The organism is Pseudomonas sp. NFX98, assembly GCF_047784845.1.
GTDB lineage: Bacteria > Pseudomonadota > Gammaproteobacteria > Pseudomonadales > Pseudomonadaceae > Aquipseudomonas.
This window is the reverse complement of record NZ_JBLNNF010000034.1, coordinates 12976-28498: the sequence shown is the minus strand read 5'-3', so window position 1 is coordinate 28498 and position 15523 is coordinate 12976. Positions and strand designations below refer to the sequence as shown.

At 59.0% G+C, this 15523-nt stretch carries 16 protein-coding genes and 1 tRNA gene; 6 read left to right on the top strand and 11 right to left on the bottom strand.

Translation table 11 applies throughout. The features are described 5' to 3' along the window. Positions 1 to 179: 179 nt before the first annotated feature. From ychF to ACM110_RS29240, 8 genes are all read right to left on the bottom strand, one after another. The gene (gene ychF, locus ACM110_RS29275) at positions 180 to 1280 is read right to left on the bottom strand and encodes a redox-regulated ATPase YchF (protein WP_056726278.1); all 1101 of its coding nucleotides are present in this window, start codon (positions 1278 to 1280) and stop codon (positions 180 to 182) included. A gap of 22 nt (positions 1281 to 1302) precedes the next feature. After that, positions 1303 to 1887 carry an aminoacyl-tRNA hydrolase gene (pth, locus tag ACM110_RS29270; protein ID WP_008037207.1) on the bottom strand — a complete coding sequence of 195 codons (585 nt, stop codon included), beginning with the start codon at positions 1885 to 1887 and terminating at the stop codon, positions 1303 to 1305. A 170-nt stretch (positions 1888 to 2057) separates the two neighbouring features. Then, positions 2058 to 2660 carry a 50S ribosomal protein L25/general stress protein Ctc gene (locus ACM110_RS29265; RefSeq protein ID WP_053159713.1) on the bottom strand — a complete coding sequence of 201 codons (603 nt, stop codon included), beginning with the start codon at positions 2658 to 2660 and terminating at the stop codon, positions 2058 to 2060. Positions 2661 to 2802: 142 nt separating this feature from the next. After that, on the bottom strand, positions 2803 to 3744 hold the full coding sequence (locus ACM110_RS29260; RefSeq protein WP_003171603.1) for a ribose-phosphate pyrophosphokinase: 942 nt from the start codon (positions 3742 to 3744) through the stop codon (positions 2803 to 2805). 45 nt (positions 3745 to 3789) lie between these two features. Further along, a tRNA-Gln gene (locus tag ACM110_RS29255) sits at positions 3790 to 3864 on the bottom strand. 36 nt (positions 3865 to 3900) lie between these two features. Beyond that, the gene (ispE, locus tag ACM110_RS29250) at positions 3901 to 4752 is read right to left on the bottom strand and encodes a 4-(cytidine 5'-diphospho)-2-C-methyl-D-erythritol kinase (RefSeq protein ID WP_416130529.1); all 852 of its coding nucleotides are present in this window, start codon (positions 4750 to 4752) and stop codon (positions 3901 to 3903) included. Between the two features lies 1 nt (position 4753). Then, positions 4754 to 5371, bottom strand: a complete 618-nt coding sequence (gene lolB / locus ACM110_RS29245) for a lipoprotein insertase outer membrane protein LolB (RefSeq protein WP_416130528.1) — start codon at positions 5369 to 5371, stop codon at positions 4754 to 4756. A 4-nt stretch (positions 5372 to 5375) separates the two neighbouring features. Continuing rightward, entirely contained in the window at positions 5376 to 7100 is a 1725-nt protein-coding gene (locus tag ACM110_RS29240; protein WP_416130527.1) for a tetratricopeptide repeat protein, read from the bottom strand. Between the two features lie 212 nt (positions 7101 to 7312). Between ACM110_RS29240 and hemA the strand changes: the two genes are divergently transcribed. The 6 genes from hemA to ACM110_RS29210 all read left to right on the top strand — a co-directional run bounded on the left by hemA (position 7313) and on the right by ACM110_RS29210 (position 12685). After that, positions 7313 to 8602 (top strand): glutamyl-tRNA reductase, encoded by a 1290-nt coding sequence (hemA, locus tag ACM110_RS29235; RefSeq protein WP_416130526.1) that lies wholly within the window; start codon positions 7313 to 7315, stop codon positions 8600 to 8602. Then, positions 8599 to 9681 (top strand): peptide chain release factor 1, encoded by a 1083-nt coding sequence (prfA, locus tag ACM110_RS29230; protein WP_338583014.1) that lies wholly within the window; start codon positions 8599 to 8601, stop codon positions 9679 to 9681. The genes hemA and prfA overlap by 4 nt, the downstream gene beginning before the upstream one ends. Then, entirely contained in the window at positions 9682 to 10512 is an 831-nt protein-coding gene (gene prmC / locus ACM110_RS29225; protein ID WP_416130525.1) for a peptide chain release factor N(5)-glutamine methyltransferase, read from the top strand. It abuts the gene before it with no gap. After that, the gene (locus ACM110_RS29220) at positions 10506 to 11261 is read left to right on the top strand and encodes a molybdopterin-synthase adenylyltransferase MoeB (protein ID WP_416130524.1); all 756 of its coding nucleotides are present in this window, start codon (positions 10506 to 10508) and stop codon (positions 11259 to 11261) included. The genes prmC and ACM110_RS29220 overlap by 7 nt, the downstream gene beginning before the upstream one ends. Then, positions 11254 to 12045: a glutamate racemase gene (gene murI, locus ACM110_RS29215; RefSeq protein ID WP_416130523.1), complete on the top strand. Its 792-nt coding sequence runs from the start codon at positions 11254 to 11256 to the stop codon at positions 12043 to 12045. The genes ACM110_RS29220 and murI overlap by 8 nt, the downstream gene beginning before the upstream one ends. 121 nt (positions 12046 to 12166) lie before the next feature. Then, positions 12167 to 12685 carry an acyloxyacyl hydrolase gene (locus ACM110_RS29210; RefSeq protein ID WP_416130522.1) on the top strand — a complete coding sequence of 173 codons (519 nt, stop codon included), beginning with the start codon at positions 12167 to 12169 and terminating at the stop codon, positions 12683 to 12685. A gap of 143 nt (positions 12686 to 12828) precedes the next feature. Here ACM110_RS29210 and ACM110_RS29205 read toward each other — a convergent pair whose 3' ends face one another. The 3 genes from ACM110_RS29205 to phrB form a co-directional block, all read right to left on the bottom strand. Continuing rightward, complete coding sequence (locus ACM110_RS29205) at positions 12829 to 13134, bottom strand: YkgJ family cysteine cluster protein (protein ID WP_338583007.1); 306 nt, start codon at positions 13132 to 13134, stop codon at positions 12829 to 12831. Positions 13135 to 13200: 66 nt separating this feature from the next. Further along, on the bottom strand, positions 13201 to 13968 hold the full coding sequence (locus tag ACM110_RS29200; protein ID WP_416130521.1) for an SDR family NAD(P)-dependent oxidoreductase: 768 nt from the start codon (positions 13966 to 13968) through the stop codon (positions 13201 to 13203). Between the two features lie 108 nt (positions 13969 to 14076). Then, entirely contained in the window at positions 14077 to 15522 is a 1446-nt protein-coding gene (gene phrB, locus ACM110_RS29195) for a deoxyribodipyrimidine photo-lyase (RefSeq protein WP_416130520.1), read from the bottom strand. Position 15523: the final 1 nt, after the last annotated feature.

Genomic DNA, 15523 nt, shown 5'->3' with positions numbered 1-15523 from the left:
TCGACCTGGTCGACGACCGACAATTTAAAAGCCAGCGTGTAATCACGCTGACTGCGCTTCGTGCCTGTATCCATTACACCTTCCTGAAAAGAAGTCAGAAGGTGTAAACCTTATTCAGGACGGGACATTTTTCACAAAAAAGCCGCGTATCAAACGCGGCTTTTTCTTGGGTGTGAAGCTTACACGTTGAAGCGGAAGTGCATCACGTCGCCGTCTTTAACGATGTAGTCCTTGCCTTCCAGGCGCCATTTACCGGCTTCCTTGGTACCGGCTTCACCCTTGTACTGGATGAAGTCGTTGTAGGCGATCACTTCGGCGCGGATGAAGCCTTTCTCGAAGTCGGTGTGGATCACGCCAGCGGCTTGCGGTGCGGTGGCACCGACGCGGACGGTCCAGGCGCGGACTTCTTCGACACCGGCGGTGAAGTAGGTCTGCAGGTGCAGCATTTCGTAGCCGGCGCGGATCACGCGGTTCAGGCCAGGTTCTTCGAGGCCCAGGGCTTCGAGGAACATGTCTTTCTCTTCGCCGTCATCGAGCTCGGCGATTTCCGCTTCGATCTTGTTGCAGACCGGAACAACCATTGCGCCTTCTTCTTCGGCGATGGCACGGACCACGTCCAGATGCGGGTTGTTCTCGAAACCGTCTTCAGCGACGTTGGCGATGTACATGACTGGCTTGGTGGTCAGCAGGTGGAAGCCCTTGATCACCGCTTTTTCGTCGGTGCCCATGTTCTTCATCAGGCTGCGCGCAGGCTTGCCTTCGGTGAAGTGAGCGATCAACTGCTCCAGCAGGCCTTTCTGGACCACTGCGTCCTTGTCGCCACCCTTGGCGTTGCGCGCGACTTTCTGCAGTTGCTTCTCGCAGCTGTCGAGGTCGGCGAAGATCAGTTCCAGGTCGATGATTTCGATGTCGCGTTTCGGGTCGACGCTGTTGGAGACGTGAATCACGTTCTCGTCTTCGAAGCAGCGGACCACGTGGGCGATGGCATCGGTTTCACGGATGTTGGCCAGGAACTTGTTGCCCAGGCCTTCACCTTTCGACGCGCCGGCAACCAGGCCCGCGATGTCGACGAACTCCATGGTGGTCGGCAGGATGCGCTTTGGATTGACGATGGCTGCCAGGGCGTCCAGGCGCGGGTCCGGCATCGGCACGATACCGCTGTTGGGTTCGATGGTGCAGAAGGGGAAGTTCTCGGCCGCGATACCGGATTTGGTCAGGGCGTTGAACAGGGTGGACTTGCCGACGTTAGGCAGGCCGACGATGCCGCAATTGAATCCCATGGTGTTTCCCCTCGGATAAGAGTCAGGCCTTCTGGCTGTGCAGGTTTTTCATCGCGCGGTTCCATTCCCCGGCGAGGATATCCGGCAGCACGCCGAGGGCAAAGTCGATGCTGGCATCGAGTTTTTCCTGTTCGGCGCGTGGCGCACGACCCAGGACGAAATTTGAAACCATACTGGCAACGCCCGGGTGGCCAATGCCAAGCCGCAGGCGGTAGAACGTATTCTGATTGCCCAGTTGCGCAATGATGTCGCGCAACCCGTTGTGACCGCCATGGCCGCCGCCCTGCTTGAGCTTGGCAACGCCCGGAGGCAGATCGAGTTCGTCATGCGCCACGAGGATTTCTTCAGGCTTGATGCGGAAGAAACCTGCAAGGGCCGCTACGGCTTGGCCGCTGCGGTTCATGTACGTGGTGGGAATCAGCAGACGAACATCCTGACCCTGATGCGAGTAACGCCCGGTCAGGCCGAAATACTTGCGATCGGCCACAAGGTTGACGCCTTGTGCGTTCGCGATGCGCTCAACAAAAAGGGCCCCTGCGTTATGCCGGGTCTGTTCGTATTCAGCGCCTGGATTTCCCAGGCCAACGATCAGTTTGATGGCAGTCACGATAGGGGCCCTTCCTTGGAGTGGTGGATAACATCGCCGCAATCAGGGAGTGCGGCGAAAGTGGACGAAAAATGCTCATTTACCATAGATGTAAACTCCGCGTTCTCGCCCGCTTTCTCGCTACGCTCTAGTCCGCGATGTTTCCGGTCACTCCGGCGAACAGAGTAAAATTACTCCGCTGCGCCTTCTTCGGTAGCTTCTGGAGCAACACGTGGAGCGTGGACGTTGGCAACAGCCTTGTCATCGCCGTGTGCCAGAGCCACGAACTCAACGCCTTTAGGGGCTTTGAGGTCCGACAGGTGAATGATCGAACCGATTTCGGCGTTAGCCAGGTCGACTTCGATGAATTCAGGCAGGTCTTTCGGCAGGCAGGAAACTTCGATTTCCGAAGTTACGTGCGAGATTTCGCCGCCTTTCTTGGTCGGTGCTTCTTCGTTGATGAAGTGCACTGGAACGATAGCGGTCAGTTTCTGGCCGGCTACTACGCGTACGAAGTCAGCGTGCATCACGTGGCCTTTGGCCGGGTGACGCTGCAGGGCTTTGATCACGACGTTCTGCTTGGTGCCACCAACGTTCAGCTCGATGATGTGGCTGTAAGCCGCTTCGTTTTCGAGCAGTTTGGCAACTTCTTTAGCCAGCATGCTGATGGATTCAGGGGCTTTTTCGCCACCGTAAACTACAGCTGGTACCAGGCTTGCGAGACGACGCAGGCGGCGGCTCGCACCTTTCCCCAGGTCGGAACGCACTTCAGCATTCAGAGTAAAATCGTTCATGTTGTATCTCCAAAATAACCACATTCGCCCCAGCGTTTGCGACCAGCGCTAAAGGCGATATGGGCAAAAAAGCCCCGCCCCGACAGGAATGCCGGGGCGGGGCGCTTTTCGTCAACGAGACATTTCGAGAAGGGCAGGGCCCTTAGCGGAACATCGCGCTGATCGATTCTTCATTGCTGATGCGGCGGACCGCCTCGGCAACTACCGGTGCGATATCCAGTTGACGGATACGCGCACAGGCTTGTGCTGCAGCGGACAGAGGGATGGTGTTCGTTACCACCAACTCGTCCAGCACGGAATTTTCAATGTTTTCGATCGCCCGACCCGACAGCACAGGGTGCGTGCAGTAGGCGAAAACCTTGGCAGCGCCATGCTCTTTCAAGGCCTTGGCCGCGTGGCACAGGGTGCCGGCGGTATCGACCATGTCATCGACCAGAATACAGGTACGCCCTTCGACATCACCGATGATATGCATCACTTCAGAGTGATTGGCTTTCTCACGGCGTTTGTCGATGATCCCGAGATCCACGCCCAGGGATTTGGCAACGGCACGTGCACGCACGACGCCACCAATGTCCGGGGACACGATCATCAGGTTTTCGAAGCGCTGATCTTCAATGTCATCCACCAGAACCGGGGAGCCGTAGATGTTATCTACCGGAATATCGAAGAAACCCTGGATTTGGTCAGCATGCAGATCAACCGTGAGAACACGGTCGATGCCGACTACGGTAAGCATGTCAGCAACGACTTTCGCGCTGATAGCCACACGTGCGGAACGCGGACGGCGATCCTGACGGGCATAACCAAAGTAAGGAATAACAGCAGTAATACGAGTAGCCGAGGAGCGGCGGAAGGCATCAGCCATCACTACCAGTTCCATCAGGTTATCGTTGGTCGGAGCGCAAGTCGGCTGGATAATGAAAACGTCTTTACCGCGAACGTTTTCATTGATCTCGGCTGTGATTTCACCGTCGGAGAACTTACCGACAGAGATGTCACCGAGAGGGATATGCAGCTGACGTACGACACGCCGAGCCAGATCGGGGTTAGCATTCCCCGTAAAGACCATCATCTTGGACACGCGCAGTACCTAGAGGCTGAGGGTAACCTGGATGAGTATAGAAAATGGCAGGGGCGGCTGGATTCGAACCAACGCATGGCAGGATCAAAACCTGCTGCCTTACCGCTTGGCGACGCCCCTGTATCTGTTGCAACGATTACCCAGTAATCGGTTCCTTTAGAGCAGATTTTGCAGCTTGCGATGCAACACCGAAATGTTGCTTCCTTTTGCTACAAACCCTGTAAGGGTCTCTGTAAGAAGGGCCGAGACTTTATCAGCTTCAGCTTTGCTTGGGAAGCCCCCAAACACACAACTTCCAGTTCCGGTGAGTTTTGCTTCGGTAAATTTACCTAACAAATTCAAAGCGTTACGTACCTCTGGATAACGCCTTGTTACCACCGGCAAGCAGTCATTACGACTGTTTCCCTTGGGAACGGGGCGCACTTTAATGGGCGGCGTGTTACGTGTCAACAACGGATCGGAAAAAATTTCTGCCGTACTTACAGAGACTTGCGGCACGAGCACGAGATACCACGGTTCCTCGGGGTCAACCGGGGTCAGTTTCTCGCCAACGCCCTCGGCGAAAGCCGCGTGCCCACGTACGAAAACCGGGACGTCGGCACCCAGCGTCAGCCCCAGCGCAGCCAGCCGATCCTCGTCCCAGCCCAGTTGCCAGAGATGATTGAGACCGAGCAGGGTTGTCGCAGCGTTAGAACTACCGCCGCCAATCCCGCCGCCCATGGGCAGGATTTTTTCAATCCAGATATCGATACCGAGCGAACAACCGGATTGCTCCTGAAGCTTTTTCGCGGCCCTGACGATCAGATTGCTGTCGTGAGGAACGCCTTCGAATTCGGTGTGCAGACGAATGACACCGTCATCGCGCACGGCGAAAGTGATTTCGTCGCCGTAGTCGAGAAACTGAAACATCGTCTGCAACTCGTGGTAGCCGTCTTCACGGCGACCCAGAATGTGCAGCATCAAATTGAGTTTGGCCGGCGAAGGCAAAGTCAGGCGATTGGCTGGCATTTCACTGCCCCAATTTGCGCGGTTGCCAGGCCTTGATCACCAGCGTGACATCAAGGTCGGTGCCGTGGAGTTTGATCCGCTCGGGCAACCAGTAGCCGTTTTGTTCGGTATAGGAGGTGTACTCCACCTGCCAACCGTCCTGTTCAAGATTGGCCAAACGGCTGTCGCCATCCAGCGTCAGGCGGCTTTTGCTGTTGGGAGCGGGGAGCCCGCGGACCCACCACGCCAGGTTGGCAACCGGCAGTTTCCAACCCATTTGCTCTTCAAGCAGAGCATCCGGAGAGGCCGCTTCGTAGCGCCCCTGATTGGCGACCTCCAGCGAAACCTTGCCCGGGCGCCCGGTCAGGCGTGCCGCGCCGCGACCCAATGGGCCGGACAGACGGATGTCGTAGTAATCCTGGCGCTGCAACCAGAACAGCGTGCCGCTGCCCGAATCCTTTGGCGCGCGAATGCCGATCTTGCCGTCGATCTGCCAGCCGTCGAGGTTGGTCAGCTGTTGTTTGTGCTCGCGCCATTGGGCGGGGTTGCCGTGACCCTCGACCGATTCGCGGGCACCGAAGCCCGCGCAACCGGCGAGCAGGGCGATGAAGCTGAAAACGATGATGTGGCGCAAAAACATAATCTTAAAGAGTCTCTGATCCGGTCAGGCGCTTGATGGTACTGCGCAGGGTTGGGCTGTCGGGTTGTTCCTTGAGGAACTTGCTCCAGATTTGCTTGGCTTCGCGTTGCTTGCCATTGGCCCACAGGACTTCGCCCAGATGTGCGGCGACTTCCTGGTCGGGGAAACGCTCCAGCGCCTTACGCAGCAGGCGTTCGGCTTCGTCGAGGTTGCCCATGCGGAAGTTCACCCAGCCGAGGCTGTCGAGAACCGCCGGGTCTTCCGGGTTGATCTGGTGTGCCTGTTCAATCAAGGCCTTGGCCTCGACATAGCGTGTCGTGCGATCGGACAGGGTATAGCCGAGAGCGTTCAGCGCCATGGCATTGTCCGGGTCACGCTTGATGATCAGGCGCAGGTCTTTTTCCATCTGCGCCAGGTCATTGCGTTTTTCCGCCTGCATCGCGCGGGTATAAAGCAGGTTGAGGTCGTCCGGGTACTTTTGCAGCGCTTGTTGCAGCACCGTCCAGGCCTTGTCGGGCTGGTTGTTGGCGGACAGGGTTTCGGCTTCGATCAGGTACAGCTGGATCGCGTAGTCCGGTTGCTCGTCGCGCTCGGCCGCCAGCTTGCGTTGGGCTTCGGCAGTCTTGCCGTTGTTCATCAGGATATCGGCCTGACGCAGTTGTGCCGGCAGGTAGTCGTTGCCCGGGCCGACCTGGCCGTACTCGATCAGCGCACCTTGTGGATCGTTGCGCTCTTCGGCGATGCGCCCGAGGTTCAAGTGCGCGGAGTCAACGTGGCTTTCGCGGGCGATCAGGTCTTCCAGGTAGCCCTTGGCCTCGGTCCAGGCCTTGGCTTCCAGGCAAACGAGCGCCAGCGAATAACGCAGTTCGTCGTCATCCGGGTATTGCTGCACCAGGCTCGAGAATTCGGCTTTGGCGTCATCCATGCGGTCCTGTTCGACCAGCATGCGCGCGTAAGTCAGGCGCAAGCGTTTGTCGTCCGGGTATTTCTTGATGCTTTTTTGCAGCAGCGGCAAGGCTTCATCGCCGCGATCAAGGGATTGCAGCAGGCGAGCGCGCAGGAGGATCGGGGCAATTTCGCCGTCGTCCGGCGGATTGTCTTCCAGTAGCGCCAGTGCACCTTTGGAGTCGCCGTCCTGTTGCATCAGCAGGGCCTTGCCGAAAATCAGCTGGCCGTTGTTCGGGTGGCGCTGCAACAACCGGTCGAAACTCTTCATCAGGCCGTTGCGTGTGTCCTGGTCGGTGTCGGCGGCGGACAGCGCGAGGAAGTCGAAATGCGTGTCGCCCTTGCCTTGCAGGACTTTTTCCATATAGACCATGGAGTCGTCGTAGCGACCGGCGCGAGCCAGTTGCACGGCCGCGGCCCGTTGCGCCTCAAGGTCGTCCGGGGCGTTTTTCGCCCAGATCAGCGCGGTGTCCAGGGCAGCCTGATCGGCGCCCAGGTATTCGGCGATACGGAATGCCCGCTCGGAGATGCCCGGATCCTGGGTGTTGATGGCCTGGGTCACGTAGTTGTCCAGGGCAATGTCGAAACGATTGCGCTGGCCAGCCAGTTCCGCGCTCAGCAGGCTGAAGACGGTGTCTTCACTGAATGAGCTGTAAACCTTGGGCTTTTCAGGTGCCGGAGTGCTGTCTTCAGCCGGAGAGGTACCGTCCGGCGACACGGGTGCCATGGCCTGGCAGCCGCTGAGGAAGACAAAAGCGAGGAGCAACGCGGAAGATCTATTCATATAGGAAGAGGACGACTAACCTGCGGTCGGATCATCATGACACAAGCCTTGGGCCAAACATAACCGGCCCGGCAATTTACCCGTATGCCAGGTAAACGAGAAGCGATCTCAATCTGTAGTGCTTCCTACAGGGGCGATAGATATCGAGTAGTTGTTCTCGATCTGACGAAGTAGGACAATTGCCGGCTTCACGTCACCACCAGCGACTTTGAATGGCCTTCCTTGCACTCGGTATTAACCACAAGACTGCTTCAGTAGACGTCCGCGAGCGCGTGGCCTTTACCCCTGAGCAGCTGGTTGAGGCCTTGCAGCAGCTCTGCCGACTCACCGACAGCCGCGAAGCTGCGATCCTCTCCACCTGCAATCGCAGTGAACTCTATATAGAACAGGATCACCTGTCGGCGGATATCGTGCTGCGCTGGCTGGCCGAATATCATCATTTGAGCCTCGAAGAGCTGCGCCAAAGCGCTTATGTGCACGAAGATGATGCGGCAGTTCGTCACATGATGCGCGTCGCCTCCGGGCTCGACTCGCTGGTGTTGGGCGAGCCGCAGATTCTCGGGCAGATGAAATCCGCGTATGCCGTGGCACGCGAAGCCGGGACCATCGGGCCATTGCTCGGGCGCTTGTTCCAGGCCACGTTCAATGCCGCCAAGCAAGTGCGCACCGACACCGCCATTGGTGAAAATCCGGTGTCCGTGGCATTTGCCGCGGTCAGCCTGGCGAAACAGATTTTCAGCGATTTGCAGCGCAGTCAGGCCTTGTTGATCGGCGCCGGCGAGACCATCACCCTGGTCGCCCGCCATCTGCACGACCTCGGCGTCAAGCGCATCGTGGTTGCCAACCGCACGCTGGAGCGCGCCAGCACTTTGGCTGAACAGTTCGGCGCCCATGCGGTTTTGTTGTCGGACATCCCGGCGGAACTGGTACGCAGCGACATCGTCATCAGCTCCACCGCCAGCCAATTGCCGATCCTCGGCAAAGGCGCGGTGGAAAGTGCGCTGAAGCTGCGCAAGCACAAGCCGATCTTCATGGTCGATATCGCCGTTCCGCGCGACATCGAGCCTGAAGTCGGCGAGTTGGACGACGTTTACCTTTACAGCGTCGACGATCTCCACGAAGTGGTCGCCGAGAACCTCAAGAGCCGGCAAGGCGCTGCGCAGGCCGCTGAAGAGATGGTCTCGGTCGGCGCCGAAGACTTCATGGTCCGCCTGCGCGAATTGGCGGCGGTCGACGTGCTCAAGGCCTATCGTCAACAGAGCGAACGCCTGCGTGACGAAGAGCTGCAAAAAGCCCAGCGCCTGCTGGCCAACGGCAGCAGCGCCGAAGACGTGCTGGTGCAATTGGCGCGTGGCCTGACCAACAAACTGTTGCACGCACCGAGCGTGCAGTTGAAAAAGCTCTCTGCCGAAGGTCGCCTCGATGCGCTGGCGATGGCCCAGGAACTCTTTGCCCTCAATGAGGGCTCATCGGAAAGCTTTTCGGATAAGAAACCGCAATGAAAGCGTCACTGCTCAATAAGCTGGACATCCTCCAGGACCGTTTCGAGGAATTGACCGCCCTGCTTGGCGATGGCGAGGTCATTTCCGATCAGAACAAATTCCGCACTTATTCCAAGGAATACGCGGAAGTCGAGCCGATCGTCGAAACCTATAAACAGCTGCTCAAAGTGCAAGGCGACCTCGAAGGCGCCCAGGCACTGCTCAAGGACAGCGACCCGGACATGCGCGAGATGGCCGTGGAAGAAGTCCGCGAAGCCAAGGAGCGCCTGGTCGAACTGGAAGCCAGCCTGCAACGCATGCTGCTGCCCAAGGACCCGAACGACGGACGCAACGTGTTCCTCGAAATCCGCGCCGGCACCGGTGGTGACGAAGCGGCGATTTTCTCCGGCGACTTGTTCCGCATGTATTCGCGCTACGCCGAGCGTCGTGGCTGGCGCGTGGAGATTCTCTCGGAAAACGAGGGTGAGCACGGCGGCTATAAAGAAGTCATCGCCCGGGTTGAAGGCGACAACGTCTACGGCAAGCTGAAATTCGAGTCCGGTGCACACCGCGTGCAACGGGTTCCAGCGACAGAATCACAGGGTCGTATCCACACCTCGGCTTGCACCGTGGCGGTATTGCCCGAGCCGGACGAGCAGGAAGCGATCGAAATCAACCCGGCGGACTTGCGGGTCGACACCTACCGCTCCTCCGGTGCTGGTGGTCAGCACGTGAACAAAACCGACTCGGCGATTCGCATCACGCACTTGCCGTCCGGCATCGTCGTCGAGTGCCAGGAAGAGCGTTCGCAGCACAAAAACCGTGCTCGTGCGATGTCCTGGCTGTCGGCCAAACTCAACGACCAGCAAACCAGCGCCGCAGCCAATGCCATCGCCAGCGAGCGTAAATTGCTGGTGGGTTCCGGTGATCGCTCCGAGCGGATTCGCACTTACAACTTTGCCCAGGGCCGGGTCACCGACCATCGGGTCAACCTGACGCTGTATTCGCTCGACGAAATCCTCGCCGGTGGCGTCGATGCGGTGATCGAGCCGTTGTTGGCCGAGTACCAGGCCGATCAACTTGCGGCGATAGGTGAGTAAATGACGATCATTGCCAGTTTGTTGCGCGCCGCCGATTTGCCCGACTCGCCCACGGCGCGTCTGGATGCCGAATTGTTGCTGGCGGCGGCGTTGGGCAAGTCCCGCAGCTTTTTGCACACCTGGCCGGAGCGCATCGTGCCGAGCGAAGCGGCGCTGACTTTCGCCGAGTATTTGCAGCGCCGTCGCGGCGGTGAGCCGGTGGCCTACATTCTGGGGCAGCAAGGGTTCTGGAAGCTCGATCTGGAAGTAGCGCCGCACACACTGATTCCGCGCCCGGACACCGAGTTGCTGGTGGAGGCCGCGCTTGAACTGCTGCCTGCCACGCCCGCAAAAGTACTTGATCTGGGCACCGGCAGCGGCGCCATCGCTCTGGCCCTGGCCAGCGAACGTCCGGCGTGGAAAGTCACTGCCGTGGACCGCGTGCTGGAAGCCGTGGCCCTGGCCGAGCGCAATCGCCAGCGTCTGCATCTGAACAACGCCACGGTGCTGAGCAGTCACTGGTTCAGCGCACTGGAAGGTCAGCGTTTTCAACTGATCATCAGCAATCCGCCGTACATCGCTGCCACCGATCCACACCTGGTGGAAGGTGACGTGCGCTTCGAACCGGCCAGCGCCCTGGTGGCAGGCGTCGATGGGCTCGACGATCTGCGGTTGATCGTCGCCCAGGCGCCGGATCATCTTGAGGCCGGTGGCTGGCTGATGCTCGAACACGGTTACGATCAGGCCGAGGCGGTGCGCGATCTGCTGCTGACCCGCGGCTTTGGAGAAGTCCACAGCCGCACCGATCTGGGCGGCCATCAACGCATCAGTCTGGGACGCTTGCCATGCTGAATGACCAGGAATTGCTGCGCTACAGCCGGCAGATTCTGTTGCAGCACATCGATATCGACGGTCAGTTGCGATTGAAAGAAAGCCGTGTGCTGATCGTCGGTCTTGGCGGACTCGGTGCCCCGGTGGCGCTTTATCTGGCGGCAGCGGGCGTTGGCGAGTTGCATCTGGCGGACTTTGACACGGTCGATCTGACCAACCTGCAACGCCAGATCATCCACGACACCGACAGCGTCGGCATGACCAAGGTCGATTCGGCGATCAAGCGCCTGACCGCCATAAACCCCGAGATTCAACTGGTCGCCCATCGCGCGGCGCTGGATGAAGACTCATTGGCCGCTGCCGTGGCCGGGGTGGATCTGGCTCTCGATTGTTCCGACAATTTCTCCACCCGTGAAGCGGTCAACGCTGCGTGCGTGGGTGCGGGCAAGCCGCTGGTCAGCGGTGCGGCGATTCGTCTTGAAGGGCAGTTGTCGGTGTTCGACCCGCGCCGTGCTGAGAGCCCGTGCTACCACTGTTTATACGGGCACGGCAGCGAAGCCGAGTTGACCTGCAGCGAGGCCGGTGTAGTCGGTCCGTTGGTGGGGTTGGTCGGCAGTTTGCAAGCGCTCGAAGCGCTGAAGCTGCTGGCCGGGTTCGGCGAGCCGCTGGTGGGGCGCCTGTTGCTGATCGATGCGTTGGGCTCGCGTTTCCGTGAGCTGCGAGTCAAGCGTGATCCGAAATGCAGCGTTTGTGGGCCAAAGCATGCGTGAAGCGCCGATCGGCGTGTTCGACTCCGGCGTCGGTGGGCTTTCGGTGCTGGCCGAGATCCAGCGTTTATTGCCCAACGAATCGCTTCTGTACGTCGCCGATTGCGGGAACATTCCCTACGGCGAGAAAACCCCGGAATTTATCCAGCAGCGCTGCAGCGTGATGGCCGATTTTTTTCATCGTCAGGGCGCCAAGGCCTTGGTGTTGGCCTGCAACACGGCAACGGTTGCAGGCGTTGCCGACTTGCGCCGCGATTACCCCGAATGGCCCATCGTCGGCATGGAGCCGGCAGTCAAACCGGCCGCCGCCGCAACTCGCAGTGGCGTGGTCGGCGTGCTGGCCACCACCGGCACGTTACAGAGCGCCAAGTTCGCGGCGCTGCTCGACCGGTTCGCCACGGATGTGCGAGTCATCACCCAGCCTTGCCCCGGGTTGGTCGAGCTGATTGAAAACGGCGATCTGCACAGTCCTGCGCTGCGCCGGTTGCTCGAAAGTTACGTCGGGCCGCTGCTCGGCGCAGGCGCTGACACCATCATCCTGGGCTGCACCCATTACCCTTTCCTCAAGCCGCTGCTCAAGCAGATGATCCCCGATGACATCAGCCTGATCGACACCGGCGCCGCGGTCGCTCGTCAACTTCAGCGCCTTTTGGCCGAGCGTGAATTGCTCGCCGATGGGCCTGCTCGCCCTGCGCAGTTCTGGAGCAGTGCCGATCCGGTTCATTTCGCAAATATATTGCCGATATTGTGGAATAACGCTGGGGTTGTGCGAAGCTTCGAAGGGTAGTCAACTCTTGCTGGGGTTTTTAAAAATCGGGGTGAACTTCTGATAAATCGCCGACTTCTATAGCTGTGAGTGTCGAGCAACAAAAATACCAAACGAAATCGTTCGGAAAAGGAAGTTTCTAATGAAGCGACTATTCTGTTTGGCCGCGATTGCGGCTGCGTTGATGGGGCACAGTTTCACTGCACAGGCGGCAGGCGTGGAATTCGCGGTCGGTCAGACCGGCGAGTCGACCATGACTTATCGCCTGGGCTTGCAATTCGATTGGGATCAAAGTTGGTGGCAGACCGACGTCGGTCGATTGACCGGTTATTGGAGCGGTGCTTACACCTATTGGGAGGGTGACAAGACCTCCGGCAACAACAGCCTGTCGTTCTCACCCGTGCTGGTTTACGAGTTTGCCGGCCAGAACGTAAAACCTTATGTAGAGCTTGGGGTTGGCGTGGCGTTGTTTTCCGACACCGAAATCGAAAACAACGATCTCGGAAGTTCGTTTCAGTTCGAAGACCGTTTTGGTGTTGGCCTGCGCTTTGCGGGCGGACATGAAGTCGGGATTCGTGCAACTCACTATTCCAATGCCGGGATCAGCAGCCCAAACAACGGGGTAGAGAGTTACGCGTTGCATTACACGATGCCGTTGTAAGCACCACTACTTCAACAAGTTGCCAAAAACCCTGTGGGAGTGAGCCTGCTCGCGATAACGGCCTGTCAGTCAACATCAATGTTGAGTCTGAAACCGCCATCGCGAGCAGGCTCGCTCCTACAGGAGACAAGCTGGTTTCAGGTTTAGCGATACGCCGTCGAAATCCCTTGGCGCTCATCTATGCATTCAGGCGCGCCCATCTCGAACTCCCGGCAAATCAACGGGCGTTTTTCGTAGATGGTGCACATCATCGTGTCGCGATCCAGCGCGGCACACCAGCCGTCATCCAGGCGCAGCATGACTTCCCCGCCCCAATCGTCGGTATCGATGTACCGCTCGGGCACGCCCGTGTCGGTGATCAGCATGACTTCGAGTTGGCAGCAGCAGGCTGCGCAAGTCGAGCAGGTGACTGCCGGCTCAGCGATTTGTGTGTGGGGAATGGTTTTCATGGCGCGCAGTGTAAGGCAGTCGGCCAGTGCTGTGTGAAAGCACTGACGGACGCTCAATGCCCGCGGCTAGTCCTCTATCGGCGGGCTGCTGCGTGAACCGAGCGTCGGTTCCACCCGGTCAGGAAAATCCGGCATCGGCCACAGGGCCGCCATGAACATTCCCGCAAACGTGATCTCCAGCGGACGGCTTCCCAGTTTCGCGAAGATATGTCGCGCCGCTTTATCCGCCGGCCAGTTCATAGGCATCGACATTTCATCTTTTGCCGGCAGTGGAGTGTCAACAGCGCCGGGACTGACCACGGTGACCTCGATGCCTTCCGAAGCCACATCGATGCGCATGGACTCGAACAGGTAGCGCAGGCCGGCTCGCGAACGGCCATTGGCCTCTGCGCGGGGCAATGGCAGATAAGTCACCGAGCTCGCCATGCCGACCAGATGCGGTGCGATACCGGCTCGCAGCAACGGCAGCGCGGCTTCGACACAATAGCTGCTGGCAAGCAGATTGGTGCGCACCACGTGTTCGACGATCGAGGCATCGATCTGTTTGGCATCCACGTATTCACAGGTGCCGGCATTGAGAATCACCGTGTCCAGCGAGCCCCAGTCCTCGGCAATCTGTTCGCCAATTTCACGTACGGACTGGCTGTTGGTCAGGTCGCCCGCCAGCACCAGCACTTGCCCGGGATAACGTTGGGACAAGGCTTTCAGTGGTGCCGCTGAACGTGAACTGACGGCCAGGTGCGCGCCGGTTTTCAGTATTTCTTCTGCCAGTGCGGCGCCAATGCCATTGCTCGCTCCGGTCAGCCAGTACCTTCGTGGAGGCGTAAGACTCATCCCGTTCTCCTTTTCAGCCCGACAATTGTCTGGCCCCGTAACTGTAGAGGTTCATAGAGCATTTCTGCGGTAATAAAAAACCGCTGGTAACGCGCCACGTAAAGGAAACTACTCATGTTCGCCTCCGGCGCTCTGTCGTGACGGCAAATTCTTGAAGGCCGCAAGGGCCCGCGCGCGGGAGGAGTTCAGATCGACGATGGGTGGTGGATAGTCCGGCGCGCCGAACAAGTCGCCGAGATGTGCCGGGTTGTGCACTTGTTTTTTGTTCAGCCCGGCCAGTTCCGGCAACCAATGTTTGATGAACACGCCTTCGGCATCGAACTTTTCCGACTGACTCAAGGGATTGAAGATCCGGAAGTAGGGCGCCGAGTCAGTACCGGTGGATGAACTCCATTGCCAGCCGCCATTGTTTGCCGCGAGGTCGCCATCGATCAGGTGACGCATGAAGAAGCGTTCGCCCTCACGCCAGTCGATCAACAGGTTTTTGGTCAGGAACATCGCCACCACCATGCGCAAACGATTGTGCATCCAGCCGGTTTCGAGCAGTTGGCGCATGGCCGCGTCGATAATCGGCAAACCGGTACGGGCCTGCTGCCAGGCAGCGAGTTCCTCGGGTGCGTCGCGCCAGGCCAGGGGCTCGGTTTCCGGGCGAAAAGCACGGTGCCTCGACACTTTTGGATAGCCCACCAAAATGTGTTTATAGAACTCGCGCCACAGCAGTTCATTGATCCAGGTCACGGCACCAACCTTGCCGCTCTCGAATTCACCCTGATTGCTTTGCAGTGCGGCGTGCAAGCACTGGCGTGGGGAAATCACCCCGGCGGCGAGGTAGGCCGAGAGTTGGCTGGTGCCAGGTTTCGCCGGGAAATCCCGCTCGCTTTGGTAGTAGTCGATCTGGGCGTCGACGAAGGTGTCGAGGCGACGCCGGGCTTCGGCTTCCCCGGCCGGCCACAGTGCGCGAAGGTTGTCGGTGGGTGGGGCGAAACCTTTGATCCGGGTCGGGACTTCATCACTGGCGATGCTCAGCGGCGCTTGCTTCATCGGAGCGCTGACAAGACGTGGCAGTGACCGGTGCAAGCGTTCGTAGCAGACCTTGCGGAACTGGCTGAAGACCTGAAAGTACGTGCCGGTTCTGGTCAGCACGCTGCCCGGCTTGAACAGCAACTGATCGAAATAGCTATGAACGCCGATGTCCTGAGCATTCAGTGTTTCGGCCACTGCTGCATCCCTGCGGCTTTCGTGGATGCCGTATTCCTCATTGAAGTGCACGGCCTCGATGTTCAGCGCGCGACAAAGATCCAACAGCACTTTCGGCGCTTCATCCCAGTGCGGTGCCTCGCGGATCAACAGGGGAATGTTCACCTCGCCCAACGCATGCTTCAGTTCATGGAGGTTGCGCAGCCAGAAATCGACTTTGCACGGGGCGTCGTCGTGTTCCAGCCATTGTTGCGGACTCAACAGAAACACCGCCACACACGGGCCAACCGCTGCGGCGGCCGAGAGGGCGGTGTTGTCGTGTACGCGCAGATCACTGCGCAGCCAGATCAATTGCATG